14 protein-coding genes are annotated in these 15,001 nt (G+C 71.2%); 7 read left to right on the forward strand and 7 right to left on the reverse strand.

Annotated features, from left to right (window positions below):
- Positions 1–55: 55 nt before the first annotated feature.
- Positions 56–1,087 (forward strand): phosphotransferase family protein, encoded by a 1,032-nt coding sequence (locus OG736_RS10385; RefSeq protein WP_327182177.1) that lies wholly within the window; start codon positions 56–58, stop codon positions 1,085–1,087.
- A gap of 5 nt (positions 1,088–1,092) precedes the next feature.
- Positions 1,093–2,307 carry an acyl-CoA dehydrogenase family protein gene (locus OG736_RS10390; protein ID WP_327182178.1) on the forward strand — a complete coding sequence of 405 codons (1,215 nt, stop codon included), beginning with the start codon at positions 1,093–1,095 and terminating at the stop codon, positions 2,305–2,307.
- A gap of 98 nt (positions 2,308–2,405) precedes the next feature.
- On the opposite strand, the gene OG736_RS10395 is transcribed toward OG736_RS10390, so the two are convergent.
- From OG736_RS10395 to OG736_RS10405, 3 genes are all read right to left on the reverse strand, one after another.
- Positions 2,406–2,999, reverse strand: coding sequence for a TetR/AcrR family transcriptional regulator (locus OG736_RS10395; RefSeq protein ID WP_020128252.1), 594 nt, complete (start codon positions 2,997–2,999; stop codon positions 2,406–2,408).
- Between the two features lie 75 nt (positions 3,000–3,074).
- The gene (locus tag OG736_RS10400; protein WP_327187573.1) at positions 3,075–4,742 is read right to left on the reverse strand and encodes a class I adenylate-forming enzyme family protein; all 1,668 of its coding nucleotides are present in this window, start codon (positions 4,740–4,742) and stop codon (positions 3,075–3,077) included.
- Positions 4,743–4,744: 2 nt separating this feature from the next.
- Entirely contained in the window at positions 4,745–5,509 is a 765-nt protein-coding gene (locus OG736_RS10405; RefSeq protein WP_327182179.1) for an SDR family oxidoreductase, read from the reverse strand.
- 222 nt (positions 5,510–5,731) lie between these two features.
- Between OG736_RS10405 and OG736_RS10410 the strand changes: the two genes are divergently transcribed.
- Complete coding sequence (locus OG736_RS10410) at positions 5,732–7,012, forward strand: serine-threonine protein kinase (protein WP_327182180.1); 1,281 nt, start codon at positions 5,732–5,734, stop codon at positions 7,010–7,012.
- Between the two features lie 74 nt (positions 7,013–7,086).
- Here the strand turns inward: OG736_RS10410 and OG736_RS10415 are convergent, their stop codons facing one another.
- Positions 7,087–9,873 carry a penicillin acylase family protein gene (locus OG736_RS10415; protein ID WP_327182181.1) on the reverse strand — a complete coding sequence of 929 codons (2,787 nt, stop codon included), beginning with the start codon at positions 9,871–9,873 and terminating at the stop codon, positions 7,087–7,089.
- A 210-nt stretch (positions 9,874–10,083) separates the two neighbouring features.
- Here OG736_RS10415 and OG736_RS10420 point away from each other — a divergent pair, with 210 nt between their 5' ends.
- From OG736_RS10420 to OG736_RS10430, 3 genes are all read left to right on the forward strand, one after another.
- Positions 10,084–10,686: a hypothetical protein gene (locus OG736_RS10420; RefSeq protein WP_327182182.1), complete on the forward strand. Its 603-nt coding sequence runs from the start codon at positions 10,084–10,086 to the stop codon at positions 10,684–10,686.
- Between the two features lie 140 nt (positions 10,687–10,826).
- Entirely contained in the window at positions 10,827–11,537 is a 711-nt protein-coding gene (locus tag OG736_RS10425) for a 3-keto-5-aminohexanoate cleavage protein (RefSeq protein ID WP_327182183.1), read from the forward strand.
- 124 nt (positions 11,538–11,661) lie between these two features.
- On the forward strand, positions 11,662–12,729 hold the full coding sequence (locus OG736_RS10430; RefSeq protein ID WP_327182184.1) for an RNA ligase (ATP): 1,068 nt from the start codon (positions 11,662–11,664) through the stop codon (positions 12,727–12,729).
- Positions 12,730–12,841: 112 nt separating this feature from the next.
- Here OG736_RS10430 and soxR read toward each other — a convergent pair whose 3' ends face one another.
- Positions 12,842–13,372 (reverse strand): redox-sensitive transcriptional activator SoxR, encoded by a 531-nt coding sequence (soxR, locus tag OG736_RS10435; protein WP_327182185.1) that lies wholly within the window; start codon positions 13,370–13,372, stop codon positions 12,842–12,844.
- A 130-nt stretch (positions 13,373–13,502) separates the two neighbouring features.
- On the opposite strand from soxR, the gene OG736_RS10440 reads away from it, so the two are divergent.
- Positions 13,503–13,964 carry a MaoC family dehydratase gene (locus tag OG736_RS10440; RefSeq protein WP_267020719.1) on the forward strand — a complete coding sequence of 154 codons (462 nt, stop codon included), beginning with the start codon at positions 13,503–13,505 and terminating at the stop codon, positions 13,962–13,964.
- Positions 13,965–13,982: 18 nt separating this feature from the next.
- Here OG736_RS10440 and OG736_RS10445 read toward each other — a convergent pair whose 3' ends face one another.
- Together OG736_RS10445 and OG736_RS10450 are read right to left on the reverse strand one after the other, a co-directional pair.
- On the reverse strand, positions 13,983–14,609 hold the full coding sequence (locus tag OG736_RS10445; RefSeq protein WP_020128242.1) for a TetR/AcrR family transcriptional regulator: 627 nt from the start codon (positions 14,607–14,609) through the stop codon (positions 13,983–13,985).
- 72 nt (positions 14,610–14,681) lie between these two features.
- The gene (locus tag OG736_RS10450) at positions 14,682–14,969 is read right to left on the reverse strand and encodes a YiaA/YiaB family inner membrane protein (RefSeq protein ID WP_020128241.1); all 288 of its coding nucleotides are present in this window, start codon (positions 14,967–14,969) and stop codon (positions 14,682–14,684) included.
- Between the last annotated feature and the right edge of the window lie 32 nt (positions 14,970–15,001).

A 15,001-nucleotide genomic window follows, 5' to 3' on the forward strand; every position in this document is an offset into this window, starting at 1 on the left:
CGGTCGGCATCATAGTGTGCATGCTGATTACCCGTCCCGTCCGCAGGAGCCGCGCATGAGCCCCGACCACCCGCCCGGACTCGATCTCGACCGGCTGCGCGCCCTGCTGGAGCGCGAACGTCCCGGTCTGGTCGACGGCCCCCTCACCGGCCGGCTGATCGAGGGCGGACGGTCGAACCTCACCTACGCGGTCTCCGACGGCACCGCGAAGTGGGTCGTACGGCGCCCTCCGCTGGGGCACGTCCTGGCCACCGCGCACGACATGCGGCGCGAGCACCGGGTGATCAGCGCCCTGCACGCGACGAGCGTGCCGGTGCCGCGCCCGGTGCTGCTGTGCGAGGACCCCGACAACGGCGCGGCGCCCGGAGCGCCCTTCTACGTCATGGAGTTCGTCGAGGGCACCCCCTACCGCACCGCCGACGAGCTCGCCCCGCTCGGCGAGCGGCGCACCCGGGACGCGGTCCTCTCGCTGGCGGACACCCTGGTGGAGCTGCACGCGGTGGACCCCGCCGCGGTGGGCCTGGCCGACTTCGGCCGCCCCGAGGGCTTCCTCGACCGGCAGCTGCGCCGCTGGGGCAAGCAGCTGGACGCCTCCCGCAGCCGCGAGCTGCCCGGGATCGACGAGCTGCACGCGGCGCTCGGCCGTGGGCTGCCGCACTCCCCCGCCCCCGCGGTCGTGCACGGCGACTACCGGCTCGACAACGTCCTGATCGGGACCGACGACAAGATCCGGGCGATCCTCGACTGGGAGATGTCGACGCTCGGCGACCCGCTGACCGACCTGGGCCTGCTGGTGATGTACAGCGTGCCGCTGGAACTCCCGAACTCGCCCATCTCCACGACCGCCTCGGCACCCGGGCACCCGTCGCCCGCCGAGCTGATCGAGCGCTACGCGACCCGCTCGGGGCGTGACGTCTCGGCGGTCTCCTGGTACACGGCGTTCGCCTGGTTCAAGCTCGCCGTGATCCTGGAGGGCATCCACTACCGGTACACGCTGGGCCAGACGGTCGGGCGCGGCTTCGACCGCATCGGGGAGCTCGTCCCCGTCTTCATCGAGCACGGACTGACCACTCTCCAGGAAGGCTGACCGGCATGGATTTCGCGTTCGACGCACGCACCGAGGAGCTCCGCGCCAAGCTGCTCGCCTTCATGGACGAGTACGTGTACCCGGCCGAGCCCGTCGCCGATGAGCAGCGCGCGCTGCTCGCCTCGCCGTGGGACACCCCGGCCGTGGTCGAGGAGCTGAAGGAGCAGGCTCGCAGCCAGGGCCTGTGGAACCTGTTCCTCCCCGACGCCGAGCACGGCGCCGGTCTGACGAACCTCCAGTACGCGCCGCTGGCCGAGATCACCGGCCGTTCCCCGCAGCTGGCGCCGACGGCCCTGAACTGTGCCGCCCCCGACACCGGGAACATGGAGGTGCTCGCCCAGTTCGGTGACGAGCGGCAGCAGAAGCAGTGGCTGGAGCCGCTGCTGGCCGGGGAGATCCGCTCGGCGTTCGCGATGACCGAGCCGGACGTGGCCTCCTCCGACGCGACCAACATCACCACGCTCATCCAGCGGGACGGCGACGAGTACGTCGTCACCGGGCGCAAGTGGTACATCTCCGGGGCGATGAACCCGGACTGCAAGATCTTCATCGTGATGGGCAAGACCGACCCGGACGGCGCCGACATCCGCCGTCAGCAGTCCATGGTGCTGGTGCCGCGCGACACACCCGGCGTCACCGTCAAGCGCGCCATGAAGGTGTTCGGCTACGAGGACCACTCCCACGGCGGCCACGCCGAGGTGGTCTTCGACCGGGCGCGGGTTCCGGTGACGAACCTGATCGGCGAGGAGGGCGGCGGCTTCGCCATCGCCCAGGCCCGGCTCGGTCCCGGCCGCATCCACCACTGCATGCGGCTGATCGGCATGGCGGAGCGGGCGATCGAGCTGATGTGCCGCCGGGCGGTCTCCCGCGACGCCTTCGGCAAGGCGCTGGCCCAGCAGGGCGTGGTGCAGAACTGGATCGCGGACGCGCGGGTCGCCGTCGAGCAACTGCGGCTGCTGGTCCTGAAGACGGCGTGGATGATGGACACCGTCGGCAACCGGGGCGCCCACACGGAGATCCAGGCCATCAAGATCGCGACGCCCCGCGCGGTCGTCGACATCCTCGACCGTGCGATCCAGCTGCACGGCGCGGGCGGTGTGAGCCAGGACTTCCCGCTGGCCGAGCTGTACGCGAGCGCCCGCACCCTGATGCTCGCCGACGGCCCGGACGAGGTCCACCAGCGGTCGCTGGCGCGACGGGAGTTGAAGAAGTACCTGTAGCGGTGCCGTCCGCGAGAAGAACCAGGAAGGCCCCGGCGTCGTCGTCGCCGGGGCCTTCCTCGCCTCGTCACGGGCCCGCTTACACCGTATGGCGATCGTCAGGGGCGCAGCGCCCGCAGCAGCAGATCCGCCAGGTGATCGGCGACCTCCTGCGGCCCCATGGAACCGTCCGGGCGGTACCAGGTCGACAGGTGGTGGACGGAGCCGAAGTGGTAGTCCACGACCAGGTCTGCCGGGGTCGCCGTGGAGAAGACGCCGGCCTCCTGGCCCTCTTCGACGAGGGCGCGGAAGCGTTCGTGGTAGCGCCGGCGCTCGGCCCGCACCTGCTTGTTCTTCTCGGGGCTCAGGTGGTGCATCGAACGGAAGAAGATCGACGCGTCGTCGAGGTTCTCGATCGTCGTGACGACGACGTCCGCCGCCGCGCCCCGCAGCCGCTTCTCGATCGGCTCGTCGGCGTTCGCGAAGGCGTCCAGCCGCTCCTGCTGCACGCGCAGCACGCGCGCGTACACCTCGTGCAGGAGGTCGTCCTTGGAGCCGAAGTAGTGGTACAGCGCACCCTTGGTGACGCCTGCCGCCTCGACGATCTCCTGCACCGAGGTCCGGTCGTAGCCCTGCTCGGCGAAGAGCCGGGTGGCGGCGGCAAGGAGCCGTTGCGGAACAGGAGCCTCTGCACCGTCCGTCGTCCTGGGCACTGCCGCCACCTGCCTTCCTCTATGCCGCATCGGCGAGCCGTACCGGCTGTCGTGCTGCTGATCTGACGCTGATTGTCACTGACTGTCCTGTGGACGGGAGCGCAGCTCCCGTCGGAGGATCTTGCCACTCGCCGTCTTGGGCAGGTCGGGCAGGATCTCCACGTGGCGCGGATACTTGTACGCCGCCAACCGGTCCTTGCAGTAGGCCGCGAGCGTATCGGCATCCGCGTCGGCGCCGGGACGCAGGCTGATGTACGCCTTGACGGTCTCCCCGCGATAGCCGTCCGGCACCCCGACGACGGCCGCCTCGCGCACCGCCGGGTGCGTGTACAGCACGTCCTCGACCTCGCGCGGCCACACCTTGAAGCCGGACGCGTTGATCATGTCCTTCTTGCGGTCGACGACGTACAGCCAGCCCTGTTCGTCCATGAAGCCGATGTCGCCGGTGCGCAGCTCGCCGTCGGGGAAGGTCTCGGCGGTGGCCTCGGGGCGGCGCCAGTACCCGGGGACCACCTGCGGGCCCCGCACGACGATCTCGCCCTGCTCGCCGAAGGGCACCTCCGCGCCCTGCTCGTCGACGATGCGGACGACCGTGTCGGGTCCGGGCACGCCGACGGCGAGGGTCCCGGAGGCCGGGTCGACCGGCGCCTCGAGCTGGGGCGGTACGGAGGCGCAGGGCGCGGTGCACTCGGTGAGTCCGTAGCCGTTGCGGATGTACGGACCGAAGCCCGCCCGGAACTTCTCCACCAGGGCGGGCGGCACCGGCGCGCCGCCGGAGGAGATGTTCACGAAGGACGCGAAGTGGTCGCGGGTGACGTCGGGGTGGGCCGCCAGCGCCATGAAGGCGGTGGACGGGCCCACCGTGTAGTGCGGCTTGTGCTCGGCGAACGCCTCCAGCACCACGCCCGCCTCGAAGCGGTACGTCAGGACGAGGGTCCCCGCGCTGTTCAGACAGGCGCCGAGCTGACAGACCATGCCGGTGATGTGGAACAGCGGCGCGAGGGCGTAGTAGACGGGCGCCTCGGGCAGGCGCAGCCCGGTGCGCTGCCGCTCGGCGTTGACCATGATGTTGCGGTGGGTGTTGGTGGCGCCCTTGGGGGCGCCGCTCGTACCCGAGGTGTAACTGATCAGGGCGATGTCGGCGGGTGCGGCCTCACGCCCCTCGGGAGCCTTGTGGCCGGCGCGGGCGACGGCGGTGAGATCGTCGGCGTCCGGTGCCTGCGGGAGCCGCTCGAAGGTCAGCACGCGCGCCTCGCCCCGGGTCTGGAAGTCCAGCTCGCAGCCGGTGAGCACGATCCGCACCGGCGAGTCGGCGACCGTCTCCCGCAGATACGACTCCCAGGCCCGGTCGGAGCAGATCAGCGCGGCCACCTCGCCGTCCCGCAGGACGTGGGCGACCTCGCCCGACTTGTACATCGGATTGACGGGGACGACCGTCGCGCCCGCCTTCCAGGCGCCGAGCAGGGCGAGGACGAAGAGCGGGGAGTTCTGCAACAGCACGGCGACCCGGTCACCGGGCTCCAGGCCACGGGCGGCGAGGTGACCGGCCACGGAGTCGCTGAGCTCGTCCACCTCGCGATAGCTGAGCCGCCCGTCGAAGTAGGCGAGGCAGGTGCGGTCGGGGGCCTCGGCGACGGACCTGCGGAAGGCGTGCACGAGGGAGTCGGCGGGGTCGATCGGGGCACGCTGGGCCTCGTCGAGGAGGGCCACCCAGGGCTTGGCCGCGTAATGGGAGGCGGGCACGGTCATTCGGCGGTCTCCCACTTCTGCTGGAGGTGGTTCATGTTGGACAGCCAGCGATCGGGGTCCCCGGCCCGCACCTGGTAGTACCCGGCGACCTCGGGGTGCGGCAAAATCAGGAAACGGTCCTCCGCGATGCCCTTGAACAGGGCGTCCGCCACGTCCTGCGGCTCGATCGCGGTCGGCTTGAGCACCAGGTCGCCCGCGCTGCCGGTGGCGTCCAGCATGTCGGTGCGGACGCCCTGGGGACAGATCGCGTGGACCTTGATCCCGCGGTGGCGGTAGGTCAGCGACAGCCACTCGGCGAAGGCGTACGCGCCGTGCTTGGTCACGCTGTACGGGGCGGCGCCGATCATCGTGAGCAGCCCGGCGGCGGACACGGTCGACACGAACCGGCCCCGGCCGCGCTCCAGCCAGTCCGGGAGCAGCGCGTGGGCCGCGCGGACATGGGCCATGACGTTGACGTCCCAGGCGAGCGCCCAGACGGCCTCCTCGGCCGACTCCGAGCCGCCCGAGGCGACTCCGGCGTTGGCGCAGTACACGTCGACGGTGCCGCCGAGCGCCTCCCGGGCCCGGCCGACGATCTCGGAGGCGTCGCCGGGGACCGCGATGCCGCCGATCTCGTCGGCGACCGCGTGCGCCCGGTCCGCGTCCAGGTCGTTGACCACGACCCGGGCTCCCTCGGCGGCGAAGCGGCGGGCCAGCGCGGCCCCGATACCGCCTCCCGCTCCGGTCACGACCACTCCGGCATCCTGCACGGCTTCCACCATCGGTCTCCTTCGACGCGACTGCGGCACGAATCGGCTCTACCGCCAGACTAACCAGTCGGTATGTTGTGACGGAAGGGGTGCCCCGGATCGGCTCGGACCCGTCCCGGCGGACGGGGCCGGATTGCCTCTTGTACGGATGAGCCGTGACGTATGGCCAATTGACCCCGTTCGCAGGACGATACGCGCACTTGGCGCACCGCTCGGGGGACGAGGGGACCTGTCATGGCGGATCCGGCGATGAGCGTGACTCCCTACTGGGAGCTGACCTTCGACGCCGACGGGGACGCCGACGGCGGACGGCGGGACCGGCTGCTGACCGGGGTGAAGCGGAGCGGTGTCCGTGACCTGATCGTCTTCGCGCACGGCTGGAACAGCGACCGCTCCGGCGCGACCCGGCTCTACAGCCGCTTCTTCGCCCCGATCCCCGCGCTGGCCCCGGCGGCGCGCATCGGCTACGTGGGCGTGGTGTGGCCGTCGATGCGGTTCTCGGACGAGCCGATCCCCGACCTCCCGCGCTCAGCGGCGGCCGAGGAGACCCGGCGCCCGGCCCTGGACGGGGACACCCGGCACGCGCTCCTCGAGACGTTCCCCGGCCGGGCCACGGTGGTCGACCGGATCGCACGGCTGCTGGAGCAGCGGCCGCCCGAGGAGGCCGAGCTGGAGGAGTTCGGCCGGCTGGTGCGGCTGCTGGTGGACGTGGTGCCGCCGGGACCGCAGGCTCTGTTCGGGGCGGACACGCTGGCGGAGGGTGTGCCGCAGGACGAGCCGGAGATGTTCGCCTGCCCGACGACGGTGGCCTGCGAGCAGTTCGCGCGGGCCCTGTCCGGCCTCGACTCCGCACCAGGGGCCGGGGAGTTCGCGCTGCCCGACCCGTGGGACGGCGCGCACGAGCTGCTGCGGCAGGCGACGTACTACGCGATGAAGCGGCGCGCCGGGACGGTCGGCGAGCGTGGACTCGGGCCGCTCGTCGGGCGGTTGGCGACGGTGGCGCCGGCCCTTCGGGTGCACCTGGTGGGGCACAGCTTCGGCGGGCGGCTGGTGTCGTTCGCGCTGCGGGGGCTGCCCCACGGGGTGCGCACGGTGAAGTCCGTGACCCTGCTCCAAGGGGCCTTCTCGCACTACGCGTTCGCCCCGCGAGGGGTGCTCCAGGGCCAGCAGAACCGGATCGACGGCCCCCTGGTGTGCTGTTACTCACGGTTCGACCAGGCGCTGAGCACGATGTACCCGCTGGCCTCGCGGATGGCGGGCGACGATCAGGGGCTCGTCGGGGAGGTGCTGGGCGCCAAGTGGGGCGCCCTGGGGCACGACGGGGTGCAGGCCGTGCCGGGCACGCACGCGCGTGTGCTGGCCGACGCGCTGTCCCGGCCACTGCCGACGTCGGGCTGCGTGAACGTCGACGCGGCGGCGGTGGTCCGGCGCGGCGGGGCGCCGGCCGGGGCGCACAGTGACATCGTGCACCCCGAGCTGGCGCGGCTGGTGCTGGCGGCGGGCCGGATCCGCTAGGACGCGACCCGCCGTCGCAGGGACCGACGGTGTGACCTGACTGCCGGTATGACGTGACTACCGGGGTGACCTGACTACCGGTGTGACGTGAACTCCACCACCTGCTGGAAGGTGGGCCGGTTCTGCCAGCTGATGTTGCCGTGCTTGATGCCGCCCAGGGTGCGCTGGACGATCGAGTCGGCGCACCACTGGTTGCCCGCCGCGCACAGGGTGTCGCCGGGGTAGACCTGGGCCGCGGTCTTGCCGGCCGCCGTCTTCAGGGTGCTGATGAGGATGTCCCGGCAACTGCTGACGGTGCCGCTGCCGCAGTACTTCTGGGGCAGCGCGCCCTGCACCGGCTCGCCGAGCACGGCCCGGATGTCCTTGTCGACATAGCTCCACCAGCCGTACTGGAAGGAGCTTCCGGCGTGCGCCCCGGTCGGGCCGTGGGCGGCCGACGGAGCCTCGTCGATCGGCAGGTTCGCGGTGAACGCCGTGTACAGGCCGGTGCCGAGGCCGGGTTCGAACTCGGCCTTCACCAGCAGCGGCCACCAGGCGTCCAGGATGCGGATCGCGTCGGCGTCGGCGTACGTCTTGGATCCGGCCGTCGTCTCCGTCCGTCTGCCGCCCGCCGTCAGCCAGGTCTGGAGCTTGGTCACCGCGGCCGCGGCCGTGGAGTCGGTGACCGTGGAGCTGTTGATCACCTTCAGCAGGTCGGGCAGGACGTCCTCGGCGCGCAGGTCGGCGAGGGCCGCGTCCGCCATCGCCTTCGTCAGGGACGCGCGCGTGACGCCACCGGCCGCGACCAGCTTCTTCACCCGGTCCTCCAGCAGGTTGCCGCGGTGCACGGAACCGTCGCCCCAGGACGCCGTCGAGTAGTCCTTGGCCTGCTTGTTGTTCCAGGAGATGTAGTAGTCCTGGTCGATGGAGTTGGGGTGCGCCGAGGCCGGCGTGTACTCGGCCGTGTTGGTGGCCGGGACCCAGCTCTTCCACTCGTACGCGGCCTGCGCCCACACCGGGAACTCGGCGTCGACGCCGCTCGCCCGCACCGGGTTGTCGCCGCTGTTGTAGTACGCGGTGTGCGTGGAGTCGGCGTAGAACCAGTTGAAGGTGTAGTTGATGTGCTGGACCGCGCTCTGGAACGTCTGCGGGCTCTTGACGTAGTCCGGGTCGTTCAGCATCTGGAAGCCGATGATCGAGTCGGCCTCGTGCATGTAGGAGGAGCGCAGGGTCGTGTAGGCGACCTTCTTGCCGCCCGCGGTCGCCCGGTACTCCACGGGACCGTACTTGGTGCGGTACACGCGCATCGTGTACGAACCGGCGGCCGTCCCGTCGGCGGTGGTGGGCTTCCAGGCGTTCTTCTGCTCCACCACGTCCATGGCCGTGCAGGTGCCGTGGTACAGGTAGTGGTAGTCGTCCTGGCAGAGTTCGACCGCGTAGGTGTCGATGATGTCCTGGCCGGAGGTCGTGGCGCTCCACGCGTAGTCCTGGCCGCGGCCGAGTTCGACGTACATGCTCAGACCCGCGAAGGAGGCGCCGCGGGCGCTGATGCCCGGGCCCTGGATCTCCTGGAGCATGAGCAGCTGCGGGGCGAAGTAGCCGGTCTGCGGGCCGAAGACGGCGATCGGGTGGCCGCTCGCGGTGGCCTGGCCGCTGACGACGAGGGCGTTGGACATGCCTCGCCTGGCCGAGCCGAGGGCGGTCGCGGTCGCCGTGGCGGAGGTGGCGGTCGCCGTGGCGTCGCCCCCGGTGCCCGTGGCGTCGTAGATCAGCGGCTCCGAGGTCACCGAGCCGGTGTCGGGCAGTGCCTCGCCCTGCGGGCTCGCGGGCTTGGTGGCGTAGGGGAAGCTCTGGCCGTTGTGGACGGTGAGCACGGCCTCGGGGTCGTTGCGCTCGCGGAACGCCTCCCAGACCTGGGTGCCCTGCTCCACCCCGTACTTCTCCTGCGCGGCGAGCAGCGACACCGCGTTGTTGACCTCGCCGCCGCCGCCCGAGCCGAAGAGCGCGCCGATGACCGAGGCCAGCGCCACCAGATCGGTGATCTTGAAGTGGTCGATGGTGCCCGCGTTGGTGATTGAGTCCTTGTGGCCGGTCAAGACGTATTCACCGGGGAAGTAGCGGCCGCTGTCGGAGGCGTCGATATAGGCGTTGACGCCGGCCAGGTAGGCGTTGGCGTCGGCGAGTGCCTGCTGGCCGCGGGTGCCGTTGCCGGCCACCGCGTTGTCGATCTGGGCCTGGAGGTCTGCCTCGGTGTACGGAGCGTTGCGCCAGAACTGCTGTTCAAGACCCTGGTTGGAGGGGTCGCCGCCCGCGAAGGCGGTGAGCTGGCCACGTCCGACGTGCCGGAAGACGTCCATGAGCCACAGCCGGTCCTGGGCCGCCGCATACCCGGCGCCGAACTCGGTGCCGTATCTGGTGGTACCGGTGATGTGCGGCACGCCCGTCTTCTTGTCGCGGACGATCGTCACGTCGCTGCGGCCCGCGGGACTCAGGGTGGAGGCGACTTGATCGGAAGCGACACCGAACGACGCGTCGTTGAAGAACGTGTTGATCGTGGCGTTGGTGAGCGTGGGGTAGCCCTTGGCCAGGTTGGCGTAGGGGCCGAGCTGGTCCTCGGCGTGGTCGGGCTGGGTGCCGAAGGCCTGGTTGAGGAGGATCTGCGCCAGGGTGGCGTTGCCGTTCTCGCCGGGCGGCAGGATGTCGGAACACTGGCCGCCGCAGTAGTCGTTCGCCGCCGTGACCTCGGCGGCTGCCGCCACTTGGGAAAGCGGCGACAAAAGACCGGCGATCAGCGCGCATACGGAGGCTGTCTTCAGGAACCCGGGGAATCTGCCGGGAGTTCTCAGTATGTCGAGAGTGAAGCGGGGGGTTCGCCGTGGCATCGGCTGCTCCTAGCGACGGGGGGGTCGGCGGAAGGTTACCGCCGGTATCCCCGGGATTGAAGATGAACATGCGTCAAGTTTTCGGCAGGTGGAGGTCCTCGGAAATCGGATGGAGCCGAATCGCATGTCGATACGTCTATTCGACGACGTCCGTACGACGACGCCGAAGTGACCGAAGTGCAGATGCAGATGTGACGGAGGTGCAAGGCGATGGCCGGTTTCCGGAGTCTGGCGAGACAGGTGCGAGACCCCCGGTGCGATCTGGCACTGCGGCGGTACTCACTGCGCAAGTGCCTTGAACGGTTCGCCCCCTACGGACACCGCGCGACCTGGGACCACCTGTGCTCCCGGGCCGGGTTCGGTCCGGAGGACCGCTCCCCCGATCCGGCGCGGCTCGTGGCCGCGTTGGACGAGCTGGAGGAGGCGCGGGCGGTGTGGCTGGCCTACGAGGTCGAGTTCGCCGAGCGCCGCAAGAAGGAGAAGCACGACGGGCTGCGCAGGCCCGGCAGTGTGGACGACTGGCACCGGCTGACCTGGGGCGGTTTCGGCGTCGCCTGGTGCGACGACCCGCGGCTCCACCCCCGTGAGCCGCTGGCCGACGTGCTGCGCAAGCTGATCGCCGCGCTCGAGCGCGCACCCGGTTCCGGCTGCCCGGTGTGCGGCGGCGAGCGGCTGCCATGGAAGTACGACCTGGATCACGAACCGTCGGCCGGTCCGGTCTGCGCGGACTGCGGAATTCTCGTACCGCGCCCCGTGCTCACGCCCGAGGCCCTGGCGTACGCCAGGAGCGGACGACTGCTGGTGTCGGCCTGACACCGGCCCGAGCTCTGCCCAAGGTCGGTCCCCGGCCGGCCTGAGAGCACGGCGGGGGTGCGCCGGGGATGCCGCACCCCCGGTTTTTGCCGGTGCGGCCGGCCGACGCCGCTGTCAGTGGCGGGTGTCACCATCGGGGCATGGTGCAGGTCTGTCTCAACGGAGCGCGCGGCGCCGCGGACGGTGCGATCGTGCCGCTGACACCCGAGGCGATGGCGGACGCCGCGGCCGGGGCCGTCGCGGCGGGGGCCACGGATGTCCATGTCCATCCCAAGACGCCGTGCGGCCGGGACACGATGTCGCCGCGGGTGGTCGCGGCGACCCTCGACGCGATCCGGGCGCGGGTGGCGGTGCCGGTCGGCGTGACGACCGGTGCCTGGGCGCACCCGGACCCGGCGGACCGGCTCACCCGGGTACGCGACTGGACGGTGCTGCCCGACCACGCCTCCGTCAACTGGCACGAGCCGGGCGCGGAGGAGCTGGCCACCGCCCTCCTGGGGAGAGGCGTGGGCGTGGAGGCCGGCATCTGGTCCGGTACGGACGGTGCGGCGCGGTTCGCCCGCTCACCCCTCGGCCCGAAGGTGCTGCGGGTGCTCGCGGAGGTGACGGACACCGCCCCGGACACGGCCGAGTCGACCGCGCACGCTCTTCTGACCGAGCTCGGCACCGCGTTCGGCCGTCCGATTCTGCTGCACGGGGAGGACGGCGGCGCGTGGCCGGTACTACGGCTGGCGGCGCGGCTGGGCCTGCCGTCCCGAGTGGGCCTGGAAGACACCCTGACCCTTCCGAACGGCGAACGGGCCCTGTCCAACGCCCAGTTGGTGGCGCAGGCGCTGGCCGGGCACGGGTGAGTCCGCCGATCGGAGGAGGGACGCTACCAGTCGATAATCGGGTCGCTCCATTCCTTTCCGGCGGGGAGAGTTGGGGGGATGAAACCCAACCGAGCCATGCCCCGCAGGACTTGAAGGAGCCCTCATGTCGACGCTGCGCGTCACCGCCGAAGTGCTGACCGTCCACGAACACCCCAACGCCGACGCCCTCGAACTGGCGCAGGTCGGCCTGTACCGGGCCGTCGTCGCCAAGGGCGCGTACCGCACCGGCGAGGCCGCCCTGTACATCCCCGAGCAGTCGGTGCTCCCCACCGGGCTCGTCGAGGAACTGGGGCTGACGGGACGGCTGGCGGGCAGCAGGTCGGACCGGGTGAAGGCGGTGCGACTGCGGGGCGAGCTGTCTCAGGGGATCGTGTGCCGGCCCGAGGCGCTGGCGGACGTCGACCTGGCGCTGGCCGCCGCGGAGGGCACGGACTTCGCGGAGCGGCTGGGCATCGTCAAGTGGGTGCCGCCCATCCCGCCGACCATGAGCGGCGACGTCGAGGCGGCGCCGGATCTGCTGCCCTGGGTCGACATCGAGAACATCCAGCGCTACCCCGGCATCTTCGAACCCGGCGAGCCGGTGGTCCTGACCGAGAAACTGCACGGCTCGGCGTGCCTGCTGACGTATGTCGCCGACGAGGAGCGGGTCCATGTCTCCTCGAAGGGCTTCGGCTCGAAGTCCCTCGCCCTGACGGAGGATCCGAGGAACCTGTACTGGCGGGCCGTACGCGGCCATGGCGTCCCCGAGGCGGCGGCCCGTCTCGCCGAGCGGCTGGGCGCGCGCCGGATCGGCGTCTTCGCCGAGGTCTACGGAGCGGGCGTGCAGGACCTGACGTACGGCGCGGACGGCCGACGCGACACCCTCGGATACGCGGTGTTCGACGTGTCCGCCGAGATCGACGGCGTGGTGCGCTGGCTGGACGCGGCGGAGCTGCTGGACGGCGAACTGCCCCTCGTGCCCCGCCTGTTCGAGGGCCCGTACGACAGCGAGCGGGTCCTGGAGATCGCGACCGGCCGCGAGACGGTGTCCGGACGTGGGCTGCACCTGCGCGAGGGCGTGGTGATCCGGCCGGCCGTCGAGCGGTACAGCCCGGTGACGGGGGGACGGGCGATCGCCAAGGCGGTGAGCGGTGCGTATCTGACCCGCAAGGGCGGAACCGAGTACGAGTGAGGAACCGGGTGGGGCCGGGAGGAGGCGCGGCGGCGCGCGGGCAGGCGGGGGTGAGGGGGCTCCTGACGCACCGGATGCACGGGGGACGCCGGGGTGGACCGCGCGGCTCTGCTCAGCAGCAGCCGGCCGCCTTCTCCTCCTCCAGCCGCTCCCCCGGCCCCTGCTCGACCGCCCTCTTCTCGACCGCCCTCTTCTCCACCAGCAGGCGTGAGCCGGAGCCCCGTTCACCGAAGGCGTCGTCCGGGTTGGACAGGACGCAGGTGGCGAGGGACAGGCAGCCGCAGCCGATGCAGTCGGTGAGGTGGTCGCGGAGCCGGTTGAGCTGCTTGATGCGTTCGTCCAGCTCCGCGCGCCACGCCGCCGAGAGACGGGCCCAGTCCTCACGGGTCGGGGTGCGTTCCTCGGGGAGTTCGGCGAGGGCCTCGCGGATCGTGGCCAGCGGGATGCCGACGCGTTGCGCCGCGCGGACGAAGGCGACGCGACGCAGCGTGTCACGGTGGTAGCGGCGCTGGTTGCCCGCCGTACGACGGCTGCTGATCAGCCCCTTCGTCTCGTAGAAGTGCAGGGCGGAGACGGCGGCGCCGCTGCGCGCGGCGAGCTGGCCGACCGTGAGCTCGTGGATCTTCTCGGGAATCTGGGGCACCCCCGGAAGCCTACCCATCGCCTCGCCCACCGGTCCGTTGACATCGGCCCGGCACCCGAGCATGCTAAGCAGTCGCTTAGACCTATGGCACGGTGACATGGGCAGCTAGTGACGCGAGAGGGCCGCAGACATGGCAGAGCCGAAGATCTTCACGTCCGCCGACGACCTGAAGGCGGCGGTGGGCGAGCAGTTGGGGTACACCGACTGGCTGGAGGTCGACCAGAAGCGGATCGACCTCTTCGCGGAGGCCACCGGAGACCACCAGTGGATCCATGTCGACCCCGAGAAGGCCGCCGCGGGCCCCTTCGGCACCACCATCGCGCACGGCTATCTCACACTCTCCCTGCTGCCGCTCTTCGGCCCGCAGCTGATCAGGGTCGAGAACGTGAAGATGGGCGTCAACTACGGGACGAACAAGGTCCGCTTCCCCGCCCCGGTACCCGTCGGCTCGCGCGTGCGCGCCACCGCGACGATCACCGGCGTCGAGGACGTCACCGGCGGCGTCCAGGTGGCCGTCGCCTTCACCGTGGAGCGCGAGGGCGGGGACAAGCCCGTGTGCGTGGCGGAGTCGGTGTCCCGCTACTACCTCTAGGCGCCGCCCCGCCGGGCGCTACTTCGCCGCGCCCACCATCCGCAGCACGAGGTCGGCGTACAGCGCGCCGACCTCGTCGGGTGTACGGGGGCCGTCCACGTTGAACCAGCGGGCCACGTCGATACAGAGGGACAGCACGGCGAGGGTCGTACCGTGCACGTCCAGCACGGCGAACTCGCCGCTCGCCACGCCGTCCTCGATGATCCCGCGCACCTCGGCGTCGACCTGCCGGCGCAGGTCGAGGATCTCGGCGCGGGCGTCGGGACCGAGCGCGTCCAGTTCGTACTGGACGACCCGTGCCGTGGTGCGCCGCCCGGCGTGCCAGCGGACGAAGGAGCTCACGGCGTCCGCGAGGCGCCCGGTGGCGTCGCCCTCGCCGGCGGCCGCCGTGCGCAGAATGCCCAGCGCGCGGTCGTGGCCGATCCGGCTGATGCGGTGGAGCAGCTCTTCCTTGGTCTTGTAGTGGATGTACAGGGCGGCCGGGCTCATACCCGCGCGGCCCGCGATGTCGCGGGTCGTCGTCGCGTGGTAGCCGCGCTCGGCGAAGGCCTCCACGGCCGCGACCAGCAGTCGCCGGGCCGCGTCAGGGGTGACCTCTTCCCACGGCTCGATCTCGCCGCCGGCCGTCTCCTCCGCCGTACTCATCGCTCGTTCGCCCCTCTCGGTACAGGAGCTACACCATACCGCCGAAGGTGAGCGGCCGCTTAGCGTGCCTGCTCAGATCTTCTCGAAGGGGTCGTGGTCGGCGAGGAGCTTCTCCAGGCGGGCCTGGTCCACCCGGCTCACGATCTGCCCGGCCTCCTGGCGGTCACGGATCACCTTCGCCAGGGTGAAGGCGGAGGTCACCAGATACAGGACCGCGATCGCCAGGAAGCCGCGCACCCAGGCGTCGGTGTGGAGGTTGTAGATGCCGATGGCGGTGGCCGCGATGGCGATGCCGAAGGAAGCGACGGCCTGTCCGTAGAACGCCGCCGTGCTCTGCTGCTTGACCGGTGTGTCACTCATGGGGACAAGCTTCGGCGGAGGGGGCCCGCGCC

The organism is Streptomyces sp. NBC_01334 (assembly GCF_035983595.1).
GTDB classification, from domain to species: domain Bacteria; phylum Actinomycetota; class Actinomycetes; order Streptomycetales; family Streptomycetaceae; genus Streptomyces; species Streptomyces coriariae.

Coding starts and splice junctions, on each gene's coding strand:
- OG736_RS10420 (WP_327182182.1), top strand. CDS start 10,084: ATGGCCGGTTTCCGGAGTCTGGCGAGACAGGTGCGAGACCCCCGGTGC.
- OG736_RS10415 (WP_327182181.1), bottom strand. CDS start 9,873: ATGCCACGGCGAACCCCCCGCTTCACTCTCGACATACTGAGAACTCCC.
- OG736_RS10405 (WP_327182179.1), bottom strand. CDS start 5,509: ATGGTGGAAGCCGTGCAGGATGCCGGAGTGGTCGTGACCGGAGCGGGA.
- OG736_RS10450 (WP_020128241.1), bottom strand. CDS start 14,969: ATGAGTGACACACCGGTCAAGCAGCAGAGCACGGCGGCGTTCTACGGA.
- OG736_RS10430 (WP_327182184.1), top strand. CDS start 11,662: ATGTCGACGCTGCGCGTCACCGCCGAAGTGCTGACCGTCCACGAACAC.
- OG736_RS10445 (WP_020128242.1), bottom strand. CDS start 14,609: ATGAGTACGGCGGAGGAGACGGCCGGCGGCGAGATCGAGCCGTGGGAA.
- OG736_RS10385 (WP_327182177.1), top strand. CDS start 56: ATGAGCCCCGACCACCCGCCCGGACTCGATCTCGACCGGCTGCGCGCC.
- OG736_RS10425 (WP_327182183.1), top strand. CDS start 10,827: ATGGTGCAGGTCTGTCTCAACGGAGCGCGCGGCGCCGCGGACGGTGCG.
- OG736_RS10390 (WP_327182178.1), top strand. CDS start 1,093: ATGGATTTCGCGTTCGACGCACGCACCGAGGAGCTCCGCGCCAAGCTG.
- OG736_RS10440 (WP_267020719.1), top strand. CDS start 13,503: ATGGCAGAGCCGAAGATCTTCACGTCCGCCGACGACCTGAAGGCGGCG.
- OG736_RS10410 (WP_327182180.1), top strand. CDS start 5,732: ATGGCGGATCCGGCGATGAGCGTGACTCCCTACTGGGAGCTGACCTTC.